The 20984-nt window shown below is 70.4% G+C and carries 21 protein-coding genes and 1 pseudogene; 11 read left to right on the top strand and 11 right to left on the bottom strand.

The window, feature by feature from the left end; all coding sequences use genetic code 11:
* Positions 1-56 precede the first annotated feature (56 nt).
* Positions 57-842: an adenosylcobinamide-GDP ribazoletransferase gene (locus OC490_RS40115; RefSeq protein ID WP_262062977.1), complete on the bottom strand. Its 786-nt coding sequence runs from the start codon at positions 840-842 to the stop codon at positions 57-59.
* Positions 843-902: 60 nt separating this feature from the next.
* Between OC490_RS40115 and OC490_RS40110 the strand changes: the two genes are divergently transcribed.
* Complete coding sequence (locus tag OC490_RS40110) at positions 903-1670, top strand: hypothetical protein (RefSeq protein WP_262062976.1); 768 nt, start codon at positions 903-905, stop codon at positions 1668-1670.
* 28 nt (positions 1671-1698) lie between these two features.
* Here OC490_RS40110 and OC490_RS40105 read toward each other — a convergent pair whose 3' ends face one another.
* The 3 genes from OC490_RS40105 to cobT all read right to left on the bottom strand — a co-directional run bounded on the left by OC490_RS40105 (position 1699) and on the right by cobT (position 5501).
* Entirely contained in the window at positions 1699-2361 is a 663-nt protein-coding gene (locus OC490_RS40105; protein WP_262062975.1) for a hypothetical protein, read from the bottom strand.
* A complete protein-coding gene (locus tag OC490_RS40100) occupies positions 2358-4124 on the bottom strand; it encodes a phosphatidylglycerol lysyltransferase domain-containing protein (protein WP_262062974.1) in 1767 nt (588 codons plus the stop codon). The genes OC490_RS40105 and OC490_RS40100 overlap by 4 nt, the downstream gene beginning before the upstream one ends.
* Positions 4125-4193: 69 nt before the next feature.
* Positions 4194-5501, bottom strand: coding sequence for a nicotinate-nucleotide--dimethylbenzimidazole phosphoribosyltransferase (cobT, locus tag OC490_RS40095; protein ID WP_262062973.1), 1308 nt, complete (start codon positions 5499-5501; stop codon positions 4194-4196).
* 138 nt (positions 5502-5639) lie between these two features.
* On the opposite strand from cobT, the gene OC490_RS40090 reads away from it, so the two are divergent.
* The gene (locus tag OC490_RS40090; RefSeq protein ID WP_262062972.1) at positions 5640-6164 is read left to right on the top strand and encodes a class I SAM-dependent methyltransferase; all 525 of its coding nucleotides are present in this window, start codon (positions 5640-5642) and stop codon (positions 6162-6164) included.
* Here OC490_RS40090 and OC490_RS40085 read toward each other — a convergent pair.
* Positions 6153-7355 carry a bifunctional adenosylcobinamide kinase/adenosylcobinamide-phosphate guanylyltransferase gene (locus OC490_RS40085; RefSeq protein ID WP_262062971.1) on the bottom strand — a complete coding sequence of 401 codons (1203 nt, stop codon included), beginning with the start codon at positions 7353-7355 and terminating at the stop codon, positions 6153-6155. The two genes, OC490_RS40090 and OC490_RS40085, sit on opposite strands and share 12 nt — an antisense overlap.
* 114 nt (positions 7356-7469) lie before the next feature.
* Here OC490_RS40085 and OC490_RS40080 point away from each other — a divergent pair, with 114 nt between their 5' ends.
* Positions 7470-7682, top strand: coding sequence for a hypothetical protein (locus tag OC490_RS40080; protein ID WP_262062970.1), 213 nt, complete (start codon positions 7470-7472; stop codon positions 7680-7682).
* Positions 7683-7959: 277 nt separating this feature from the next.
* On the opposite strand, the gene OC490_RS40075 is transcribed toward OC490_RS40080, so the two are convergent.
* Both OC490_RS40075 and OC490_RS40070 read right to left on the bottom strand, forming a co-directional pair.
* Positions 7960-8697, bottom strand: coding sequence for a methyltransferase domain-containing protein (locus OC490_RS40075; RefSeq protein WP_200716470.1), 738 nt, complete (start codon positions 8695-8697; stop codon positions 7960-7962).
* Between the two features lie 47 nt (positions 8698-8744).
* Positions 8745-9386, bottom strand: a complete 642-nt coding sequence (locus OC490_RS40070) for a DUF3043 domain-containing protein (RefSeq protein ID WP_262063060.1) — start codon at positions 9384-9386, stop codon at positions 8745-8747.
* A 248-nt stretch (positions 9387-9634) separates the two neighbouring features.
* Here OC490_RS40070 and OC490_RS40065 point away from each other — a divergent pair, with 248 nt between their 5' ends.
* The 4 genes from OC490_RS40065 to OC490_RS40050 all read left to right on the top strand — a co-directional run bounded on the left by OC490_RS40065 (position 9635) and on the right by OC490_RS40050 (position 12788).
* Complete coding sequence (locus OC490_RS40065; protein ID WP_262062969.1) at positions 9635-10441, top strand: PspA/IM30 family protein; 807 nt, start codon at positions 9635-9637, stop codon at positions 10439-10441.
* Between the two features lie 34 nt (positions 10442-10475).
* Positions 10476-10754, top strand: coding sequence for a PspA-associated protein PspAA (pspAA, locus tag OC490_RS40060; RefSeq protein ID WP_262062968.1), 279 nt, complete (start codon positions 10476-10478; stop codon positions 10752-10754).
* Positions 10755-10887: 133 nt separating this feature from the next.
* The gene (locus OC490_RS40055) at positions 10888-12108 is read left to right on the top strand and encodes a sensor histidine kinase (RefSeq protein WP_262062967.1); all 1221 of its coding nucleotides are present in this window, start codon (positions 10888-10890) and stop codon (positions 12106-12108) included.
* Entirely contained in the window at positions 12105-12788 is a 684-nt protein-coding gene (locus OC490_RS40050) for a response regulator (RefSeq protein ID WP_262062966.1), read from the top strand. Before OC490_RS40055 ends, OC490_RS40050 begins: the two co-directional genes overlap by 4 nt.
* A gap of 22 nt (positions 12789-12810) precedes the next feature.
* On the opposite strand, the gene nadA is transcribed toward OC490_RS40050, so the two are convergent.
* Entirely contained in the window at positions 12811-13995 is a 1185-nt protein-coding gene (nadA, locus tag OC490_RS40045; RefSeq protein ID WP_262062965.1) for a quinolinate synthase NadA, read from the bottom strand.
* A 266-nt stretch (positions 13996-14261) separates the two neighbouring features.
* Here nadA and OC490_RS40040 point away from each other — a divergent pair, with 266 nt between their 5' ends.
* Positions 14262-14618: an iron-sulfur cluster assembly accessory protein gene (locus OC490_RS40040; protein WP_019065032.1), complete on the top strand. Its 357-nt coding sequence runs from the start codon at positions 14262-14264 to the stop codon at positions 14616-14618.
* A 92-nt stretch (positions 14619-14710) separates the two neighbouring features.
* On the opposite strand, the gene OC490_RS40035 is transcribed toward OC490_RS40040, so the two are convergent.
* Together OC490_RS40035 and OC490_RS40030 are read right to left on the bottom strand one after the other, a co-directional pair.
* Positions 14711-16564 carry a hypothetical protein gene (locus OC490_RS40035; protein WP_262062964.1) on the bottom strand — a complete coding sequence of 618 codons (1854 nt, stop codon included), beginning with the start codon at positions 16562-16564 and terminating at the stop codon, positions 14711-14713.
* 212 nt (positions 16565-16776) lie between these two features.
* Positions 16777-16998 carry a hypothetical protein gene (locus OC490_RS40030; protein ID WP_262062963.1) on the bottom strand — a complete coding sequence of 74 codons (222 nt, stop codon included), beginning with the start codon at positions 16996-16998 and terminating at the stop codon, positions 16777-16779.
* A 131-nt stretch (positions 16999-17129) separates the two neighbouring features.
* On the opposite strand from OC490_RS40030, the gene OC490_RS40025 reads away from it, so the two are divergent.
* The gene (locus OC490_RS40025; protein WP_262062962.1) at positions 17130-18104 is read left to right on the top strand and encodes a carbohydrate kinase family protein; all 975 of its coding nucleotides are present in this window, start codon (positions 17130-17132) and stop codon (positions 18102-18104) included.
* Positions 18105-18192: 88 nt separating this feature from the next.
* Here OC490_RS40025 and OC490_RS40020 read toward each other — a convergent pair whose 3' ends face one another.
* Positions 18193-19569 carry a cysteine desulfurase/sulfurtransferase TusA family protein gene (locus tag OC490_RS40020; RefSeq protein ID WP_262062961.1) on the bottom strand — a complete coding sequence of 459 codons (1377 nt, stop codon included), beginning with the start codon at positions 19567-19569 and terminating at the stop codon, positions 18193-18195.
* 284 nt (positions 19570-19853) lie between these two features.
* Here OC490_RS40020 and coxB point away from each other — a divergent pair, with 284 nt between their 5' ends.
* Together coxB and OC490_RS40010 are read left to right on the top strand one after the other, a co-directional pair.
* Entirely contained in the window at positions 19854-20813 is a 960-nt protein-coding gene (gene coxB / locus OC490_RS40015) for a cytochrome c oxidase subunit II (protein ID WP_200717620.1), read from the top strand.
* A pseudogene (locus tag OC490_RS40010) lies at positions 20810-20984 on the top strand (cytochrome ubiquinol oxidase subunit I); the annotation flags it as partial. The gene coxB and the pseudogene OC490_RS40010, both read left to right, overlap by 4 nt.

Raw genomic sequence — 20984 nt, 5'->3', positions numbered from 1 at the left:
GCTGTGACGGTTGCGGCTCCGCCGCGCGGGCGCGACCGGCCACGACGCACCCGCACTCAGCCCCCCAGTGCAAGCACCACGAGCGCAGTCGTCGCAGCAGTCTCCGCAAGCCCCCCGAACACGTCCCCCGTGACCCCGCCGAACCGCCGCCTGCAATGCCGGAGAAGGAGTTCAGCCGCGACCAGCGCCACGACAACGGCAACAACCGCCCGCACCCTGCCCTGCGCCCCGAAGAACGGCCCGAGCGCCGCAGAGATCACCAGGTAGGACACGGTCACGGCCACCGCACCCCCCACCGGCACAACCTCCGCGACCGCAGCCCCCAGCCCCTCCGGCCGAGCCGCAGGCACGCCCGCACGGGCAGCCCAGGTCAACGCAAGCCGCGAGGCGGCTGCGGACACGATCGCCGCAGCGGCTCCCCGCGCCCACGAGTCGTCGTAGAGCTGCGCCAGCGCGGCCACCTGAGCGAGCAGGACGAAGACAAGACTCAGGACCCCGAACGGGCCGATGTCCGACTGCTTCATGATCCGCAGTGCGTCCTCCGCGGGCTTCCCGCTGCCCAGCCCGTCGGCGGTGTCCGCGAGCCCGTCCAGGTGCAGGCCGCGGGTGAGGACGGCGGGCACGGCGACCGTGCCGACAGCGGCGAGCAGCGGGCTCGCGCCCAGGAACAGCAGCAACAGCCCGAGCCCCGCCGAGCACGCACCGACGACCGTCCCGACGATCGGGGCGGCCATCATTCCGGCGCGCGCGGTCTCCCGGTCCCAGCGGGTCACCCCGACCGGGAGAACCGTCAGGGTGCCGAAGGCGAAGCGGAGGCCGGTGCGAGGCGGGGTCTTGGACACCGGCGCAGGTTACCCGGCGGTCCGGAGGGCGGTGACGGCGGCCATCGCTAAAGTGCGCATATGGGACATTGGCTGCACCGCAACATCGTCGAGCCGGGCAAACTCCCCCTGCTCCTCGCGCTCACCGCCTTCGTCCTGACGTTCGTCATCACCCGTGTCATCACCCGGCTGATCCGCGCGGGCAAGGGCCCCTTCGGCAACATCAAGGCGGGTGACGTGCACATCCACCACGTCGTCCCGGGCGTGGTCCTCTCCGTGCTCGGCGGTTTCGGCGCGGTGGCCAGCACGCGCTACGGCGTCGGGTCCGCCCTGTTCGCGATCGTCTTCGGCATCGGTGCGGGCCTGGTGCTGGACGAGTTCGCGCTGATCCTCTATCTCGACGACGTCTACTGGACCGAGGCGGGCCGCAAGAGCGTCGAGGCGGTGGTGCTCACGGCGGCCCTGGTCGGGTTCGTCCTCGCCGGTTTCTCGCCCTTCGGCGTCAACGACCTCAGCGCCGCCGAACTCCACGACCGCGCCGGCGTGATCGTCAGCGTCGGGGTCAACTTCCTGTTCTCCCTCATCGCCCTGAGCAAGGGCAAGGCGCGTACGGCGGTCTTCGGCGTCCTCGTCCCGCTGGTCGCTGTCGTCGGCGCGATCAGGCTGGCCCGCCCGGGTTCTCCCTGGGCCAAGCGCTTCTACCGCAAGCGCCGCCATCGGGCCCGGGCCCGTTCGACCCTCCGCGCCTACCACCACGACCGCCGCTGGGCGGGCCCGCGCCGGGCCTTCCAGGACTGGATCGGCGGCAAGCCGGATCCGGATCCGGTGCGGATCCCCGGTCGGCAGTGAGTCGGCAGTGAGTCGGCTCCCGCCGTACCTACCGTATGCGCAGCCGCCGGTGCCGTAGCGCCGAAGCCAGGCACAGCAGGCCCACCGCGATGATCGCCGCCAGATGTTCCTTGCCGGCGAGGTTGCCCTTCAGCATGACCTCGATGGCCATCGCGCCGGTCACGGCGAGCGCCGTCGCGTAGGCGCCGTAGCGCCAGGCGACGAACACCGCGAGGCCGACCACCGCGGCCGAGGGGCCCGTGTCCACGACCAGCCGGTCCGAGCCGGGCAGCCCGAACGGGTTGTCGAAGCCGAGCCAGATGCCGAGGCGGGCGTAGAGCGTGCCGGCGAGGGTCGCGGCGTAGGCGATGACCAGCGTGCGCCAGCGGCCGAGGCAGATCTCCGCGATGCCGAACACGAAGAGGATCTGGGCCAGGGCGCCCCACACCGGGAGGTCCAGCGCCGGGACGAACAGGGAGAGCGGGGTGCGGAGGAGGGCCGGCCACAGCGGGTCCTCGGCCCGTACCGCGCCCGCGTCCTGCACGAACTGATAGCCCCACGACTGGTTCTGCACGAACTGCAGCGCCGCCGTCAGCAGCACCGCCCCGATCGTCATCGGGATCGCCCGCAGGCGCCGCTTCAGGAGCGGCTCGCGCACGGTGACGTAGAGCAGTCCCCATTCGGCGCGGGCCCAGCGGGCGAGGCGGTTCATCTGTGCGTCTCCAGGTGCTTGCGGTGCAGCCACTTCGGCAGTCCCGGCGCCTCCAGGAACCCTTCGGCGCGCGCCGACGCGAGGCCGATGCGCAGCAGGTCCGCGCTCTTCTCGAAGAGCAGGAACCGGGGTTCCCAGATGGGCCGGTACTTGGCGTTGGCGCGGTACAGCGACTCGATCTGCCACCACCGGGAGAAGAAGCTGAGGAGCGACCTCCACAGCCGCAGCACCGGCCCGGCGCCGATCCGCGCCCCACGTTCAAAGACCGAACGGAACATGGCGAAGTTGAGCGATACCTGGGTGATTCCGATTTCCCGGGCGCGGCGCAGGAGTTCGATCACCATGAACTCCATGAGGCCGTTGTCGGAGTCGCGGTCCCGGCGCATCAGGTCGAGGGACAGCCCGTGCGGACCCCACGGCACGAAGGACAGCACCGCCCTCAACTCGCCGTCCCCGTCGGTGCATTCGAGCATCACGCACTGCCCGTCGTCGGGGTCCCCGAGCCGTCCGAGCGCCATGCTGAAGCCGCGCTCGGTGGCCCCGTCCCGCCAGTCGTCGGCCCGCTTCAGCAGGTACGCCATCTCCTCGGCCGGAATGTCCTCATGGCGGCGGATCCGCACGGTGTAACCGGCCCGCTTCACCCGGTTGTAGGCCTGCCGCACGGTCCGCATGGCGCGCCCCTCAAGGGTGAAGTCGGCGACCTCGACGAGGGCTTCGTCCCCGAGTTCGAGGGCGTCGAGTCCGTGCCGTGCGTAGACGGTGCCCGCCTCCTCGCTCGCGCCCATGACGGCCGGAATCCATCCGTGAACGCGGGCTTCCGCGAGCCAGGGCTCGATCGCGCCGGGCCACGCCTCCGGGTCGCCGATCGGGTCACCGGACGCCAGCGACACCCCGCCCACGACCCGGTAGGCGACGGCGGCCTTGCCGGTCGGCGACCACACCACGCTCTTCTCCCGGCGCAGCGCGAAGTACCCGAGCGAGTCCCGCTCGCCCTGCCGGTCGAGGAGCGCCCGCAGCTTCTTCTCGTCGTCCTCGGTGAGCGGGTCGACGGCACGCCGGGAGCGGAACGCGGCGTAGAACACGGCGAGGACGAGGACCGTACTGAGCACGTTGATGGCGACGTTGACCCAGTTCGGGGTCCAGATCCCGGGGAAGCGGTTCTCCGGGGCGTCGATCGTGACCAGCCGGAACGCGCCGTAGTGCCAGCGCTCCACGAACGTCGAACGGGACGCGTCGTGCGCCTGGTTGGTGACCGTCACCAGCAGCCCGGCCAGCAGCGAGGCGGCCACCGTGCCGCCGACGGCGACGACGGCGGCCAGCCGGGGGTTGGACCGGTCGCCCTTGGCGTAGAACTCCCGGCGCCCCACCAGCAGTGCGGCGACGAAGGCGGCGGTCAGGCCCAGGGAGATCCAGTTCTGCGCGTACTGGCGGATCTCCTGGAACGACATCGCGAACCCGAACAGCGCCAGGAACAGCCCGCTGACCACCAGGTTCAGAATCCACGCGGCGCGTTTGCGGCGCCGCATGGTGATGGCGAGGAACGCCGTGAACACCCCGGACGCGAAACCGGCCGTCAGCAGATACGGCGTGAAGAAGTTCTCCTGGTTGTGCCGTCGTACGTCCTGCCCCAGCGAAACCCACGCCGCGCTGAGGAAGTTGATGAACGCGACGGCCCGCAGATACCAGACGGCGAAGGCCGCGGCCCGCCGCGAGGCGCCTGAGCTATGACGTTCTTGAACGGGCCCGACCCGGACATCTCCCATGAAGGAGGATCATATGGGTGTTGTTGCGGCGAACGTTTCTTTTCCGTCGCCGCAACGATCACACCTAGGTCACTCCTGGGGCTTCTCGACGTCGGCGGGCGTCCCGACCTCGACGGAGTCTTCGGCCTTCTCCGACCCCACGGCCGCTTCCGGCCGCGCGGCCTGTTCCGACCTTGCGGCGCTCTCGGGCTCCACGGCCCGCTCCGGCCGGGCGGCACTCTCCGGCTCCGCGACGGGTGCGGGCGGCACCGCGGCAGCCGCAGGCTCTGCCGCGGCAACGGGCTCCACGGAAGGGGAAGGCTCCTCCGGCTCTTCCGGTTCCGCCGACTCGTCCCGCTTGAGCGGGAGTTCGGCCGCCAGCGCCGCCGCGGCCTGCACCAGCGGCAGCGCGAGCAGCGCGCCCGCGCCCTCGCCGACGGTCACGCCGTGGTCGAGCAGCGGTTCCAGGGCCATCCGGTCCAGTGCCTTCGCCTGCCCCGGCTCCCCGCTGTTCTGCCCGGCCAGCCACCAGTCCGGCGCCCGGAACGCGACCCGCTGACCCACCAGCGCGCAGGCGGCGGCCACCACCCCGTCCAGGATCACCGGCAGCTTCCGTACGGCGCTCTGCAGCAGGAACCCGGTCATCGCGGCGAGGTCGGCTCCGCCCACCGTCGCGAGCAACTGCAACTGGTCGCCGAGCACCGGCCGGGCCCGGCGCAGCGCGTCCCGGATCGCCGCGCACTTGCGCATCCACGCCAGGTCGTCGATCGCGAGGCCGCCCCGCCCGGTGACCACGGACGCGTCGGTGCCGCACAGCGCGGCGATCAGCACGCAGGCCGGGGTCGTACCGCCGACGCTCACATCGCCGAGGACCACCAGATCCGTACCGGAGTCGGCCTCCTCGTCGGCGACGGCCACCCCGGCCCGGAACGCGGCCTCCGCCTCCTCCAGGGTCAGCGCGTCCTCGATGTCGATCCGCCCGCTGCCCCGCCGTACGCGATGCTTCACGACCTCGTCGGGCAGCGAGTCCGGCTCGCAGTCCAGGGCCATGTCCACGATCCGCACCGGCACCCCGAGCCGCCGGGCCAGTACGGCCGCCGGGCTGCCGCCGTCCAGCAGCGACCGCACCAACTGGTCGGCGGTGCCCACGGGCCGTGCGGACACGCCGAGTTCGGCGATCCCGTGGTCGCCCGCGAACAACACCAACCGAGGCCGTTCGACCGGCCGCACCGGCACGGAGGACTGCGCCGCCGCCAGCCACTCACCCAGGTCGTCGAGTCGGCCCAGCGACCCGGGCGGCACGATCTGACGTTCACGCCGCGCCTCGGCGTCACGGCGCACACCGCCGTCGGGGCGCTCGATCAGATCGGTGAAGTCGTCGAGATTAAGCGAGCTCATTCGCCGAACAGTACCGGCAGCGATCGAACGTCACAGAGCCACATGGCCACCACACCCCCAGGACGTCCTTGCCTCGAAGATCGAGATCCCGTACGTATCGTTTTGCACCGTATTGTCGTACGTCTCCGGGAGCCGCCCATGAACAGCCTGCGCACCCGCGTCAGCGCCCTCGACGAGCGACGCCGTCACCGGACGCTGGCCCGCGCGATCCTGCGCCTGCTTCCCGAACCGGAGAGCTGGCTCGACGTGGGCACGGGCGACGGCCACTTCCCCGAGACCGCGAAGGCACTCTTCCCGTACACGTCCTTCGACGGCATCGACCCCACCCCCCGAGTCGTCCGCGCCCGCGCCGCCGAACGCATCGAGGAGGCCTACGCCGGCCACCTCACGGACCCGCACATCACCACGGTCCTGCACGCCCGCTACGACATCGTCACGCTCCTCCGTGACCGCACCCCCGCCCCCGACCCCGCCGCCGAACTCCACGCGGCCCTCACGGTCCTGCGCCCCGGCGGCCTCCTCCTGCTGGAAGGGCGACCGGACGACCTGCGCACCCAACTGGCGCCCCAGGACTGCGAGATCGTCCCGGAACACCGCCGCCTCCCGGACCGGCTCCCGGCCCCGCAGCGACTGATCGCGCGCCGGAAGCCGTCAGCCCCGTAGCGCGATCGCCTGGCCCGCCACCACCAGCAGCACGTGCTCGCACTCACCGGCGACCGCGGTGTTCAGCCGCCCGAGCTCGTCGCGGTACCGGCGCCCGGACGCGGTCGCCGGCACGATCCCCGAACCGACCTCGTTCGACACGGCGACCAGGGTGCGCCGGGTGGCCCGCACGGCGGCGGTCAACTCCCTTACCCGCTCGCGAAGTTGCTTCTCCCCGCCGTCCCCCCACTCCGTGTCGTCCCACGCCCCCACGGAGTCCATCGCGTCCGTCAGCCACAGCGACAGACAGTCGATCAGCAGCGGCGGCCCGTCCTCCGCCAGCAAGGGCACCAGGTCACAGGTCTCCGCCGTACGCCACGACCCCGGCCGCCGCTCCCGGTGCGCGGAGACCCGGGAGGCCCATTCGGTGTCCCCGTTGCGCGAGCCGCCGGTCGCGACGTACAGCACATCGGGAAAGGCCTCCAATCGCCGCTCGGCCTCGACCGACTTCCCGGACCGCGCCCCGCCGAGCACCAGCGTCCGCCGCGGCACATCGGGCACGTCCTCGTAGACCCCCACGGTCAGCGTCGTCCCGTCCGGCACGGCCCGCGCCCCCACGGCGGCCAGCCGCCGCGTCAACTCGGCGCCCGGCGGCACATCGTGGTCGAGATGCACGGCGATCACATCGGTCGCGGGCCCCATCGCCCCCACCGCCCGCAGCTTGGCCAGCGCGTCCGGCCGCCCCACGACATCGGCGAGCACCATGTCGTACGACTCGACGCCCCCCTCCTCGAGCCCGGCCGGCGCGGCGCCCGGCGGCAGATACAGCAACCGCTGCCCATCGGGGCCCGTGACGGCGTACCCGGTACCGGGCGCGTCCATCGCCACCGCCCGCACCCGGTGCCCCGTCAGCAGCGCCAGCTCCCGCCCGTCCGGCACCCGCCCCGGCTGCGGCAGCCCCACCGGCACCTCCACGGGGGGCCCGTCGTGCGGATGCGACAGCAGCACCTGCCGTACGCCCCCCAGCGAATGCCCGGCCCGCGCCGCCGCGAAGGCCGCCCCGGGCGTCAGATCGAGCAACAGGGTCCCGTCCACGAGCACGGCGGTAGCCGCCCGGGCATCCACCCCGAGCGACACGGCACAAGCCGCACAGGGGCAGTCGAGGCGGGGGAGTCCAGCGGGGGCACCGGTGCCGAGCAGAGTGAGTTCCACGGTGTTGATTTTCGCGCGCCTGACCAGGTGTTGCGCATCAGACTAGGCTTCTCGGCAGAAGCCGGACCAAGATCCGGCTTCTGCTCTGCATGCGCTGAGACCTTGGAGGCGTACATGGCGGCATGGACGTGGCGGTTCGAGAAGTCCGACGGGACCGAGGTCGAACCCGCGGTCCCGCCGGAGGAGTGGACCACGCAGGGAGACGCGGAGTCCTGGCTCGGCGAGGTGTGGAAGGAACTCGTCGCGGGCGGCGCGGACCAGGTGTTCCTCTTCGAGGACGGCACACAGATCTACGGGCCGATGAGCCTGCACGCCGAGAACGCGTAACACGGCGAGGGGCGGCCGGAGGAATCCCGGCCGCCCCACCTCACTGCTCGCCCAGCGTCACATCGACCTTCTTCGACGCGCCGTTCCGCGTGTACGTCGAGGACCCGGCGCCCGAACACCCGGCGACCAGCGCGAGCGAACAGACGAGAAGAGCCACGGGCCGGAGGGCACGCGTACGGGTTCGGGTACGAGAAGAGTCCATACGCCGAGTGTCTCTTTGGGGTGAATGTCGGGCTTCTGCTGCTGACCCGAACGGGCCCTCTCCATGGGGCCGCGCTCAGCCCCGCACGCCGCACAGATGCAGCAGCGCGGCCACCGAGCGATACGGATCCGTCCGCCCGGCCCGCTCCTCGGCGGCCAGCAGCGGTTCGACGTCCGCCGGGATCTCGACGCCTTCCGGAGCCGTGTCGGTGAAGACCCGCACGCCGTACCAGGCCTGCAGCGGCGCCCCGATCCCCGCCAGCGTCGCCGTCAGGGTGTCCAGCCGGTCCGCGCGCACATCCAGGCCCAGCCGGTTGCGGTACGCGGTGGAGTCGAACGCGGTCAGCGCGGTCGCCCAGTCCCAGGACAGCCCGGGCCGCATCGCCAGCGCGTCGGCGTTCCGCACGAGCAGCGACAGCAGCCCGCCCGGCGCCAGCATCCGGGCAAGCCCGGCGAGCAGCGGATCGGGCTCGGACACGTACATGAGTACGCCATGACAGAGCACGACGTCGAAACTGCCCGGCAGGAAGTGCACGCCCGTGTCCCGGCCGTCGCCCTCGATGATCCGCACCCGCTCCCGGATGCCCTCCGGCTCGCCGGACAGCGCCGCACGGGCTGCGGCGATCATCTTCGGTTCCTGTTCGAGCCCGGTCACCTGATGTCCGGCCCGGGCCAGCCGCAGCGCCTGCGTGCCCTGCCCCATCCCGACGTCCAGCACCCGAAGCCGCTGCCCGACCGGATACCGGCCGGCTATCTGCTCGTCGAGCTGCCGGGCGACGAGCTCCTGTCGTACGACATCCCGCAGCCCGCCCAGCCTGGCCAGCCAGGCATCCGCCGCGCCCCCGGAGAAGGAGTCCGCGCTCAGGGCTTCTCTCCGCGCTTGACCTGCGGCTTCGGCAGCCGGAGTCGACGCATCTGGAGGGAGCGCATCAGCGAGTACCAGACCGTGCCCTTGGTGTCCTGGCCCGGGAAGCGCTCGGCGAGCTGCTTGCGCAGCCGGAACACGTTCAGGAACGAGTCGACCACGATCAGGATGATGATCACGAGCCACAGCAGCAGCGCGATGTTCTGCAGCGCGGGCACCTGCACCACGCTGAGCACGAGGATCACCACGGCCATCGGCAGGAAGAACTCGGCGACGTTGAAGCGCGCGTCGATGTAGTCACGCGCGAACTTGCGGACCGGGCCCCTGTCGCGGAGCGGCAGATCCCGCTCGTTGCCGCGGCCGGCCAGCGCCGAGCGCTGCTTCTCCAGCTGCACCCGCCGCTCGTCGCGCTGGCGCTTGGAGGCGTCCTTGCGCGTCATCGAAGTGTTGGCGACGCTGCGGCGCTGAGTCTGTGACTCACTGCGCTTGGGCGTGGGCCGACCCTTCGGGGCCTGAGGGTCTCGGGGCTGCGTGGAGTCGGTCAGCGGCACCTTGTCGGCGGGCGCTGCCTTCTCTTCCTTGGAACGGCTACGGAACACAAAAGCCAAGCTTACGGGGTGGATGCGGTTGGACCCCAGTCCGGTGGGGAACGATCCGGCAACACCAGTCGTCTGTAGGGGGACAAGAGAGACGTCGCAGACGGTCGGCTCCGGGTTGTTACCCGGGGAACACCTACTCCTTACGCCGGAGCGGGACCGTAGGCAGTCGTCCTTGGGGATGAGCGCATCCGTCCCCGAACAGTGCGGTAATGGATGCAGGGCCCGTACTGTTGGTCCTGTTGTAGTCGCTGGAGCTGGAGTCCGTCAGAAGGGGGCGCGCGAAGCCCATGAGCGGTGTCATGAAGCGTATGGGGATGATCTTCCGCGCGAAGGCGAACAAGGCCCTTGACCGGGCCGAGGACCCGCGCGAAACCCTCGATTACTCGTACCAGAAGCAGCTGGAGCTGCTTCAGAAGGTGCGCCGGGGTGTGGCCGACGTCGCCACGTCACGCAAGCGTCTGGAGCTCCAGCTCAACCAGCTGCAGTCGCAGTCCTCGAAGCTGGAGGACCAGGGCCGCAAGGCGCTCGCCCTCGGCCGTGAGGACCTGGCCCGCGAGGCACTCTCGCGCCGGGCCGCGCTCCAGCAGCAGGTGACCGACCTGGAGACCCAGCACACCACCCTCCAGGGCGAGGAGGAGAAGCTCACCCTCGCGGCCCAGCGCCTCCAGGCCAAGGTGGACGCCTTCCGTACGAAGAAGGAGACCATCAAGGCCACGTACACGGCGGCCCAGGCGCAGACCCGGATCGGCGAGGCCTTCAGCGGCATCTCCGAGGAGATGGGCGATGTCGGGCTTGCCATCCAGCGCGCCGAGGACAAGACCCAGCAGCTCCAGGCCCGCGCCGGCGCCATCGACGAACTGCTCGCCTCCGGAGCCCTCGACGACCCCACCGGCATGGCCAAGGACGACATCCAGGCCGAGCTGGAACGGCTGTCGGGTGGTACGGATGTAGAGCTGGAACTCCAGCGGATGAAGGCGGAGCTGGCCGGCGGTTCGTCGTCGCAGCAGGCGATCGAGGGCGGCAAGGACCAGTCCCAGTCGCAGTCGAGCTCATCGGCTCAGCCGCAGGACACCCCGCGCTTCGACAAGCAGTGACCTGATGTGACGTCCCACGCCTGAGGAGGGCGACATGATCGTACGGATCATGGGGGAGGGGCAGGTGAGGCTGGCCGACGGCCACCTCACCGAGCTGAACAAGTTGGACGAGGCACTCCTCACGGAAGTGCGCAACGGCGACGGACCCGCCTTCCGCGAGACCCTCCAGGCCCTCCTGGCCAAGGTCCGCGAACTGGGCGAGCCGTTGCCCGACGACTCCCTGGAGCCGTCGGAGCTGATCCTCCCGTCCCCGGACGCGACCCTGGAGGAAGTCCGGGACCTGCTGAGCGACGACGGCTTGATCCCGGGGTGACCTTTCAACGCCGGTCCGCATGATTCAGCCCGTTGGGGGTCCCCCTCTGGGGGAGTTTGAGGACGAGGCCCCTTAGGGGCCGAAGGGGGGTCTGGGGGCGCAGCCCCCAGGAGGGACGCCGTACGGTGCCACAATGAGCGTTCTCGACCGAGCCCGCTGCCAAGCGAAGGCACACCCCTCCGCGCTGGACGCGGTGCTCGCCGCCGCGGTGCTCGTGTGCATGGTGGCCGGGTCGTTCGTGGACCCGCACGGCGGGCACGGCGTCAGCTGGGGCATCCGCACCCCTGACCCGCTCAGCCTGGTCCTCATGGCGGTCGGTGCCGCCGCACTCGTCTTCCGCCGCCGCGCGCCCATGCTGGTCCTCGCCGTCACCGGCACCGCCTCCCTGATCGAGAGCGTCACCAGTGATCCCCGCGCCCCGGTCGCGATGTGCGCGGTGGTCGCCCTGTTCACCGTCGCCGTCACCACCGACCGCCCCACCACCTTCCGCGTCGGCCTGCTCACGATGACCGTGCTGACCGGCGCCGCGATGCTCGGCGGCCCCCTGCCCTGGTACGCCCAGGAGAACCTCGGCATCTTCGCCTGGACCGGTATGGCCGCCGCCGCCGGAGACGCCGTACGCAGCCGCAAGGAGTTCGTGCACGCCATCCGCGAGCGCGCCGAACGGGCCGAGCGCACCCGCGAGGAGGAGGCCCGCCGCCGGGTCGCCGAGGAACGGCTGCGCATCGCCCGCGACCTGCACGACGTCGTCGCCCACCACATCGCCCTGGTCAACGTCCAGGCCGGAGTCGCCGCGCACGTCATGGACAAGCGCCCCGACCAGGCCAAGGAAGCCCTCGCGCACGTACGCGAGGCCAGCCGCTCCGCGCTCAACGAACTCCGCGCCACCGTCGGCCTGTTGCGCCAGTCCGGCGACCCCGAGGCCCCCACCGAACCGGCCCCCGGCCTCGACCGCCTCGAAGAACTCGCCGGCACCTTCCGCAGCGCGGGCCTCCAGGTCCTGGTCGCCCGCGCGGACAACGGCACCACCCTCCCCGCGGCCGTGGACTTGGCTGCCTACCGGGTCATCCAGGAGGCCCTCACCAACGTGCAGAAGCACGCCGGTATCGAGGCGAAGGCCGAGGTGAGTGTCGTACGGGTCGGCCCGAACGTGGAGGTCACCGTCCTCGACAACGGCTCCGGCGAGGGCCAGGACCCCGACTCCGGCGGCGGCCACGGCCTGCTCGGCATGCGCGAGCGCGTCACCGCCCTGCGCGGCACCCTCACCACCGGTCCCCGGTACGGAGGCGGCTTCCGCGTCCATGCGATCCTGCCGGTCAAGACCCGCCCACGTGCTTCGGGGGACCCCGTATGACGACGATCCGTGTCCTGCTCGCCGACGACCAGGCCCTGCTGCGCAGCGCCTTCCGCGTACTCGTCGACTCCGAGCCCGACATGGAGGTCGTAGGGGAGGCCTCGGACGGTGCGCAGGCCGTACGGCTGGCGAAGGAGGAGCGGGCCGACGTGGTGCTGATGGACATCCGGATGCCCGGCACGGACGGCCTCGCCGCCACCCGCATGATCAGCGCCGACCCGTCCCTCGCCCATGTCCGGGTGGTGATACTGACGACCTTCGAGGTCGACGACTACGTGGTGCAGTCGCTGCGCGCGGGCGCCTCCGGCTTCCTCGGCAAGGGTTCCGAGCCCGAGGAACTCCTCAGCGCGATCAGGGTGGCCGCGGCCGGCGAGGCACTGCTGTCCCCGGTGGCGACCAAGGGCCTGATCGCCCGCTTCCTCGCCCAGGGCGACCTGGACGAGGACCGCGACCCGGCCCGCGCCGAACGCCTCGAAGCCCTCACCGTGCGCGAACGCGAGGTCCTCGTCCAGGTCGCCGGCGGCCTCTCGAACGACGAGATCGCCGAACGCCTGGAGGTCAGCCCGCTGACGGTGAAGACCCACGTCAACCGCGCCATGTCCAAACTGGGCGCCCGCGACCGGGCCCAACTCGTCGTCATCGCCTACGAGTCGGGGCTGGTCCGGCCGCGGGTGGAGTAGCAGCAGAGAGGGACGGACGGGCTTACGGCAGCGCCAGCATCCGCTCCAGCGCCAGCTTGGCGAAGGCCTCTGTCTCCTTGTCGACCTCGATGCGGTTGACGAGGGTGCCCTCGGCCAGGGACTCCAGGGTCCAGACCAGGTGCGGGAGGTCGATGCGGTTCATCGTCGAGCAGAAGCAGACCGTCTTGTCGAGGAAGACGATCTCCTTGCCCTCGGGCGCGAAACGGTTCGCGAGGCGTCGTACGAGATTCAGCTCGGTGCCGATGGCCCACTTCGAACCGGCCGGAGCGGCCTCAAGTGCCTTGATGATGTACTCAGTTGATCCGACGTAGTCCGCCGCGGCCACGACCTCGTTCTTGCACTCGGGGTGGACGAGGACGTTGACGCCCGGGATCCGGGCCCGTACGTCCTCCACCGACTCCAGCGAGAAGCGGCCGTGCACCGAGCAGTGGCCGCGCCACAGGATCATCTTCGCGGCCCTCAACTGCTCAGCGGTGAGGCCCCCGTTGGGCTTGTGCGGGTTGTAGACGACACAGTCGTCCAGGCTCATGCCCATGTCCCGCACCGCCGTGTTGCGGCCGAGGTGCTGGTCGGGCAGGAACAGCACCTGCTCGCCCTGCTCGAAGGCCCACTCCAGCGCGCGCTGCGCGTTCGACGAGGTGCAGATCGTGCCGCCGTGCCTGCCCGTGAACGCCTTGATGTCCGCGGACGAGTTCATGTACGACACGGGCACGACCCGCTCGGCTATGCCGGCCTCGGTCAGCGCGTCCCAGCACTCGGCGACCTGCTCGGCGGTGGCCATGTCGGCCATCGAGCAGCCGGCCGCGAGGTCGGGCAGGACGACCTTCTGGTCGTCGCCGGTCAGGATGTCCGCGGACTCCGCCATGAAGTGCACACCGCAGAACACGATGTACTCGGCCTCCGGGCGCGCGGCGGCGTCCCGGGCCAGCTTGAAGGAGTCGCCCGTGACGTCGGCGAACTGGATGACCTCGTCGCGCTGGTAGTGGTGGCCGAGCACGAAGACCTTGTCGCCGAGCTTCTCCTTGGCCGCGCGGGCCCGCTCGACCAGGTCCGGGTCGGACGGCGAGGGCAGGTCGCCGGGGCACTCGACACCGCGCTCGCTCCTCGGGTCGGCCTCACGGCCGAGCAGCAGCAGGGCGAGGGGCGTCGGCTGAACGTCGAGCTCCTGGGTCTGGGCGGTGGTCACGACACGCACCCTTTCTGTTCTGACAGACAAGCCTTTTCGTCGAATTGACGCTATCTATCATAACTGCTTCACGTCAGTTTGACGATGCCCATAGCGTCGATGTGACATCAATCCCGGTACGCACTCAGCGGGGGACCTTGCGGGGGTGTGCGAGCATGGAGGGAGGTGCCGACGGAAAGACACCGGACGTGGTCCGGAATGAATCCGCGGCCCCGGCGGTTGAACTCGTCGGCAAGCAGTCTCCGTACAACCCGGGAGAGATGTAGATGTCCGTATCGGACGAGACCAGCACCGTCACCGACGGCATCCTTCTGTCCGACGCCGCCGCGGCGAAGGTCAAGGCCCTGCTCGACCAGGAAGGCCGGGAGGACCTGGCCCTGCGCGTCGCCGTGCAGCCCGGTGGTTGCTCCGGCCTGCGCTACCAGCTCTTCTTCGACGAGCGCTCCCTCGACGGCGATGTCGTCAAGGACTTCGGTGGCGTCAAGGTGGTCACCGACCGCATGAGCGCCCCCTACCTGGGCGGCGCCTCGATCGACTTCGTCGACACCATCGAGAAGCAGGGCTTCACGATCGACAACCCGAACGCGACGGGCTCCTGCGCCTGCGGCGACTCGTTCAGCTAAGCCCCACAGAGCAGTTGTGGTACGGCGAAGGCGGCGGCCCCCTCCGACAGGGTCGCCGCCTTCGGGCTTTTCCGGTGCTCGTGGAGAAGTGCCTACCGGGCCAGCGAGGGACCCGCGCCCGCCGTCGGCTGTGTGTTCTTCTCCACGGGGATCGCCTTGCCGTCCGGACCCACGACCGCCCGGTCGCCGAGCGGCGCCTTCAACTGCACGGTCTGGTGGTAGATCTTGGCGATCATGATGCAGATCTTGTTCGGCCAGGGCGTCGCGGTCACCGTGACCGTCACCTTGTCCGAACTCTCCACGGCCGCCGTCTTGTAGTCCGCGCACACCCCGCCGGTGAAGGCCACGGTGAGGCTCTTTCCGTCGGCCGAGTAGCCGTCCGCCTTCACATCGTGCGGAGCCGCGGTCGCCGTCGAAGTCGGCGTCGGAGTGGGCGAGTTGGCCGAGGTCAGATACTTCGGGTCGATCGCCGGGTACGTCACCGTGAAGCTGTCCTGCCCACCCGGCTGCCGCACCTCGAACAGCCAGGACGGCACCAGCGTCTGCTTCCCGCTCACGGAGTGCACGGCGAGCCCGAACACCGCGTGCTCGACGGTGGCCGCAGCCTGGGCGGGTGTGGCGGAGCCGGCGGTCGACGATCCGCAGGGCGCCTCCAGCCGGTCCTTCAGCGGTACGGGACTGGCGCAGCCGCCGATGCCCATACGGTGGTCGGTCCCCGGCGCCGCGTTCAGCAGGGCCAGCGTCTTCTGCGCGCTCAGCACCGGATAGACGTCCCCCTTCATCGGCGCCGCCAACTGCCCGCTCCCGCCCACGACTTCACCCTGGGCGCTGACGGTCAGCCCGGTCGTCCAGCCGTGCGTGGGCAGCCCGCCGATCACCGGTTCGGCGTTCACCATCCGCTGCGCGCCCATGAGTTGACTCGCGTCCACCTTCGCGTCGTCCTGGCCGACGGCCTTGAGGATCGGGGCGGCGGCCTGCTTCGCGACCGCGACACTCACCGGGTCGGTGGCCGAAGTGCCGGGATCCTGCGCGCACTTGAGGGTGTCGGTGCAGTCGTCGGTGCCGGGTGCGTAGCGGTTGAACGTCCACAGGCCCGGCGCCGCCTTGTTCACCTGCAGACTCGGCCCGCTGCCGTCCTGCCCGCCGACCTTCCAGTACTGCCCCTCGGCCACCGGTGTCCCCACGACGCCGAGCGCCTTCGCGAGCCGGGCCACATCGTCCTTGGCGACCTGGCCCTCCGGCGAATACACGGCCGCGGAGCCGGGTCCGGTGGGCAGGGTGCCGGTGGCCTTGTACGTCTCGCCGTAGGGATTCGGCTCCCCGGACGCGATCCCGTTCGTACCGCCCGTCGTGTACCCGTCGAGCACCAGCGGCGGGGGAGTGCCGTCGGCGCCGGACGCCGCGGATCCCGTCCCGTCCCCCGAACCTCCGGAGGACGAGGAGGACGACGCGAGGTACGCCCCGCCGCCCCCGACGAGGAGTACGGCGGCGGCCACGGAAGCGATGACGAGGGGGGACCGGGACCTGGATCGCGCCGGGTGCCCGTCGTCGGTGTGGTCCGAGTGGTCCGCGCGGTCGGTGTGGTCGTGCGGGTGGGCGGCTTCGGGGGCTTCGGGGGCTTCGGGACGGTCGGTCCGCGCCTCGGACGTCACCGGGTCGAGCTCTTCCGAGGGGTCGGGTGCTACGTCGGATGCCTCGGGCTCGGTCTCCTCGGCCCCGGTCTCCTCGGGTTCCGTCCCCTCCGATCGGCCGGCTTCCTCGGAAACGGCACCCTCATCCGTGTCCTCGCCGTCCTCGCCCGCGACGGCAGGCGTCGTAGCGCCTTCGCCGGCCCCGGTGTCCTCGGCCTCGGGCCCCTCCACGGCACCCTTCGCGGCGTCCCCCACGCCCGGCACATCATCGGAGGCGCCGATCGCGTCCTCGTTGTCGGGTCGCTCGGTGTTCACCGCATCGCTCCTTCGGCTGCGCAACTGTCCCATGACCCTGACCCGCCCCTGTCAAAGAGGCAGGCAGAAGGGTCGTATCCCGCATCCCCTTTACGGGGGACAGCGATGGGACGCAGCGGGGGAGCGCACGGTTCCCCAGAGCGCTCCTGTCGAGCCGACGAGCTCCGGACCCGGCCGGAATCCGGTCCGAATCCCCGGCTCGGCCCCTGCTCTCAGTCGCCGTACTCCCCCATCGCGTCCAGCAGCCGAGCCGACTTCGACGGTACCGACACGCCGTGGATGAGGGACGGGGACACCGGAAGGGCAACGATCCGGTCGGGAACCGCCCAGTGGGGAGCCATCCGGGCGCAGTCGCCGCGCAGCGCCGCGAGGTCCGCCTCACCTTCGCCTTCGAGGTGGACCGGAACGGGGCCGTCGACCTTTGGGTTCGTCATAGCCGCACCGTACGCACGCTTTACCTCGCGAAGAAAGATCTACTATCGGGTAGTTTTGGCCGCTTCAGAGCCGCCGCGCCGACCGGGTAGCGTGAACTGTCAACGCAGCCTCCCTCAGGAGAGTCCTCGCCGTGCGCATCGCAGTCACCGGCTCCATCGCCACCGACCACCTCATGACCTTCCCCGGCCGCTTCGCCGACCAACTGGTCGCGGACCAGCTGCACACGGTGTCGCTCTCCTTCCTGGTCGACAACCTCGACGTACGCCGGGGCGGCGTCGGCGCCAACATCGCCTTCGGCATGGGCCAGCTCGGCACCAAGCCGATCCTGGTCGGTGCCGCCGGCTCCGACTTCGCCGAGTACCGCGACTGGCTCGACCGCCACGGCGTCGACACCGACTCGGTCCGTATCTCCGAGACGCTGCACACCGCCCGCTTCGTGTGCACGACCGACGCCGACCACAACCAGATCGGCTCCTTCTACACCGGCGCCATGAGCGAGGCCCGCCAGATCGAGCTGAAGACCGTCGCCGACCGCGTGGGCGGTCTCGACCTGGTCCTGATCGGCGCCGACGACCCCGAGGCGATGCTCCGCCACACGGAGGAGTGCCGTACCCGCTCCATCCCCTTCGCCGCCGACTTCTCCCAGCAGATCGCCCGCATGGGCGGCGACGACATCCGCATCCTGCTGGACGGCTCGGCCTACCTCTTCTCGAACGAGTACGAGAAGGGCCTCATCGAGTCCAAGACCGGCTGGAGCGACGAGGAGATCCTGTCCAAGGTCGGCACCCGCGTCACCACCCTCGGCTCGCGCGGCGTCCGCATCGAGCGCGTCGGCGAGGACCCGATCGAGGTCGGCTGCGCGGAGGAGGAGCGCAAGGCCGACCCCACGGGTGTCGGCGACGCCTTCCGCGCGGGGTTCCTCTCGGGGCTGGCGTGGGGTGTCTCGCTGGAGCGGGCGGCGCAGGTCGGGTGCATGCTCGCGACTCTCGTCATCGAGACGGTTGGTACGCAGGAGTACCAGGTGTCTCGTGGGCACTTCATGGAGCGGTTCACCAAGGCGTATGGGGACGATGCGGCCGTGGAGGTTCGTAAGCACCTGGGCTGAGCTGGTTGTTGTCTGCGGGCGCGCGGGGGCTGGTCGCGCACACGCGGCGGTAGCCGCAAATCGACACGGCCCCGCGCCCCCAGGTGTCTCAGGTCAACCGGCGGATCAAGTACGCCGTGCCTTGGTCCGCCTTCTCCTCGCCCATGTACTCCTGGTCCCGCATCTCGCACCACGCCGGGATGTCCAGTCTCGCCGCCTCGTCGTCGGACAGGACCCTGACCGTCCCGCCGACCGGCACATCGCCGATGACCTTGGCCAGCTCGATCACCGGGATCGGGCAGCGCTTGCCGAGGGCGTCCACGACAAGCGAGTCCTTCTCTACGACGGCCACGGGCGCCGCCGCCCCCAGCTTCTCCCGCACCCCCGCCACCGCCCCCGGCAGCACCGCGAGGAAACGTTCGACGTCCTCCGCCGTCGTGCCCGGCGGCAACGACACCCGCACGTTTCCCTCACTCAGCACCCCCATCGCCTTCAGCACATGGCTGGGCGTCAGCGTGCTGCTCGTGCAGGACGATCCGGACGAGACGGAGAAACCGGCGCGGTCCAGTTCGTGCAGGAGAGTCTCTCCGTCGACATAGAGACAGGAGAAGGTGACGATCCCGGGCAGCCGCCGCACCGGATCGCCGACCACGTCCACGTCCGGCACCGACCGCGGTACCAGGGTCCGGATCCGCTCCGTCAGCTCCCGTAGCCGTAGCGCCTCCTCGGTCGCCTCCGTGCGGACCGCGCGCAGGGAGGCCGCCGCGGCCACGATCGCCGGGATGTTCTCGAAGCCGGGGGAGCGCCCCGACTCCCGTTCGTCGACGGGGCCTTGGGCCGCGAACCGCACGCCCTTGCGTACCGCCAGCAGCCCGACCCCGGCCGGTCCGCCCCACTTGTGCGCGCTCGCCGTGAGCAGCGACCAGGCGCCCTCGACCGGCCCCCACCCCAGCGACTGCGCCGCGTCGACCAGCAGCGGCACCCCGGCCGCCCGGCACACCTCGGCCACCTCGGCGACCGGCTGAACGGTCCCCACCTCGTGGTTGGCCGACTGGAGACAGGCCAGCGCGGTGTCCGGGCGCAGGGCCTCGCCGTAGGCCCGCGCGCTCACCGCGCCCGTCCGGTCCACGGGAACCTCGGTCACCGAACCGCCCGCCGCCACCAGGCCCTCGGCCGAATGGAGCACGGAAGAGTGTTCAACCGCTGACACGATCAGGTGACGTCCGACGCGCCGCCGCCCTGCCAGAGCCCCCGCAATTCCCGTGTGCACGGCCCGAGTACCCGAGGTGGTGAACACCAGCTCGTCGGCCCGACATCCGACCGCCTCGGCGGCGGCCTCCCGCGCGGCATCGAGCAGAAGCCGTGCCTTGCGTCCTTCTTTATAGAGCCGAGCCGGATCGGCCCACCCGTCGTCGAGAGCGGCCAACAGGGCCTGCCGGGCTACCGGATGAAGGGGCGCGGAAGAGGCCGCATCAAAGTAGGACACACGGCAACGTTAAAACGAGGGCGAGCAAAAGAGGGGCGCGGGGAACTGCGCGAGCAGCCACAACGAGCCCGCACCCGCCCAAATCACCTGAACCCCCGAGCTATTAGGCGCAAGGAGTAACGGGCGGCGCGTATGCCACCCTCCCCGCGAACCCCTGGAAGGCGTCGGCTAGGGTTTGGTCCGCATAAACATCCAAACCCCTGCCCGACGCAGGGCGGCGACCGACCCGCGTGAAGGCAGGCCGCAGCCAATCCGCGCGGGCGAGACTCTCGGGAAGGCGCTACGTGAGTCCCAACGGCTCCGACCGCTCGCCGCGGCGCCCGATGCGGCGGAAGCTGCTGCAGGCAATGACTGCGGGCCTGGTCCTGGCGACCGCGACCGGTTGCACATCCAAGGACTTCCCTCGCCTTGGTTTCCCCACCCCGACCACGGAGGAGGGTCCGCGGATCCTCTCCCTGTGGCAGGGATCCTGGGCTGCCGCGCTCGCCGTCGGCGTCCTGGTGTGGGCCCTGATCATGTGGAGCGTCGTGTTCCACAGGCGCAGCCGCACCAAGGTCGAGATCCCCCCGCAGACCCGGTACAACATGCCCATCGAGGCGCTGTACACGGTTGTTCCGCTCATCATCGTCTCGGTGCTGTTCTACTTCACCGCCCGCGATGAGACGAAGCTCCTGAGCCTCGACAAGAAGCCCGATGTGACGGTCAACGTCGTGGGCTTCCAGTGGAGCTGGGGCTTCAACTACATCGAGAACGTCGACGGTGTCAGTGGTGACGCGACGACCGACAAGAACCTGGCCGCGATCCCGGACCGGTTCAAGAAGGACTTCCCGGCGAACGCCGGCGGTGTCTACGACGTCGGTACGCCCGCCACGAAGAACCCGCAGACCGGCAACCCGGGTCCGACCCTCTGGCTCCCCAAGGGTGAGACGGTCCGCTTCGTTCTCACCTCGCGTGACGTCATCCACGACTTCTGGGTGGTGCCGTTCCTCATGAAGATGGACGTCGTCCCGGGTCACACCAACGCCTTCCAGGTGACTCCCACCAAGGAGGGCACCTACCTCGGCAAGTGCGCCGAGCTCTGCGGTGTCGACCACTCCCGGATGCTGTTCAACGTGAAGGTCGTCTCCCCCGAGCTTTACCAGCAGCACCTCAAGGACCTCGCCAAGAAGGGGCAGACCGGTTACATCCCCGCTGGCATCGCGCAGACGAGCCACGAGAAGAACCGGGAGACGAACAACCTGTGAGCATCCTCAACGAACCTCAGGGTGCCGCGGCAGCAGAGTCCCACTACGCGGATGAGCTGCCGGTAAGGCGCAAGCAACCCGGCAACGTCGTGATCAAGTGGCTCACCACCACCGACCACAAGACGATCGGCACGCTGTATCTGGTCACGTCGTTCGCGTTCTTCCTGATCG

Origin of the sequence: Streptomyces sp. STR69 (assembly GCF_024519455.1) — a bacterium.
GTDB lineage: Bacteria > Actinomycetota > Actinomycetes > Streptomycetales > Streptomycetaceae > Streptomyces.
Note: the sequence above shows the minus strand (reverse complement) of the source record. Positions and strands in the feature narration are given on the sequence as shown.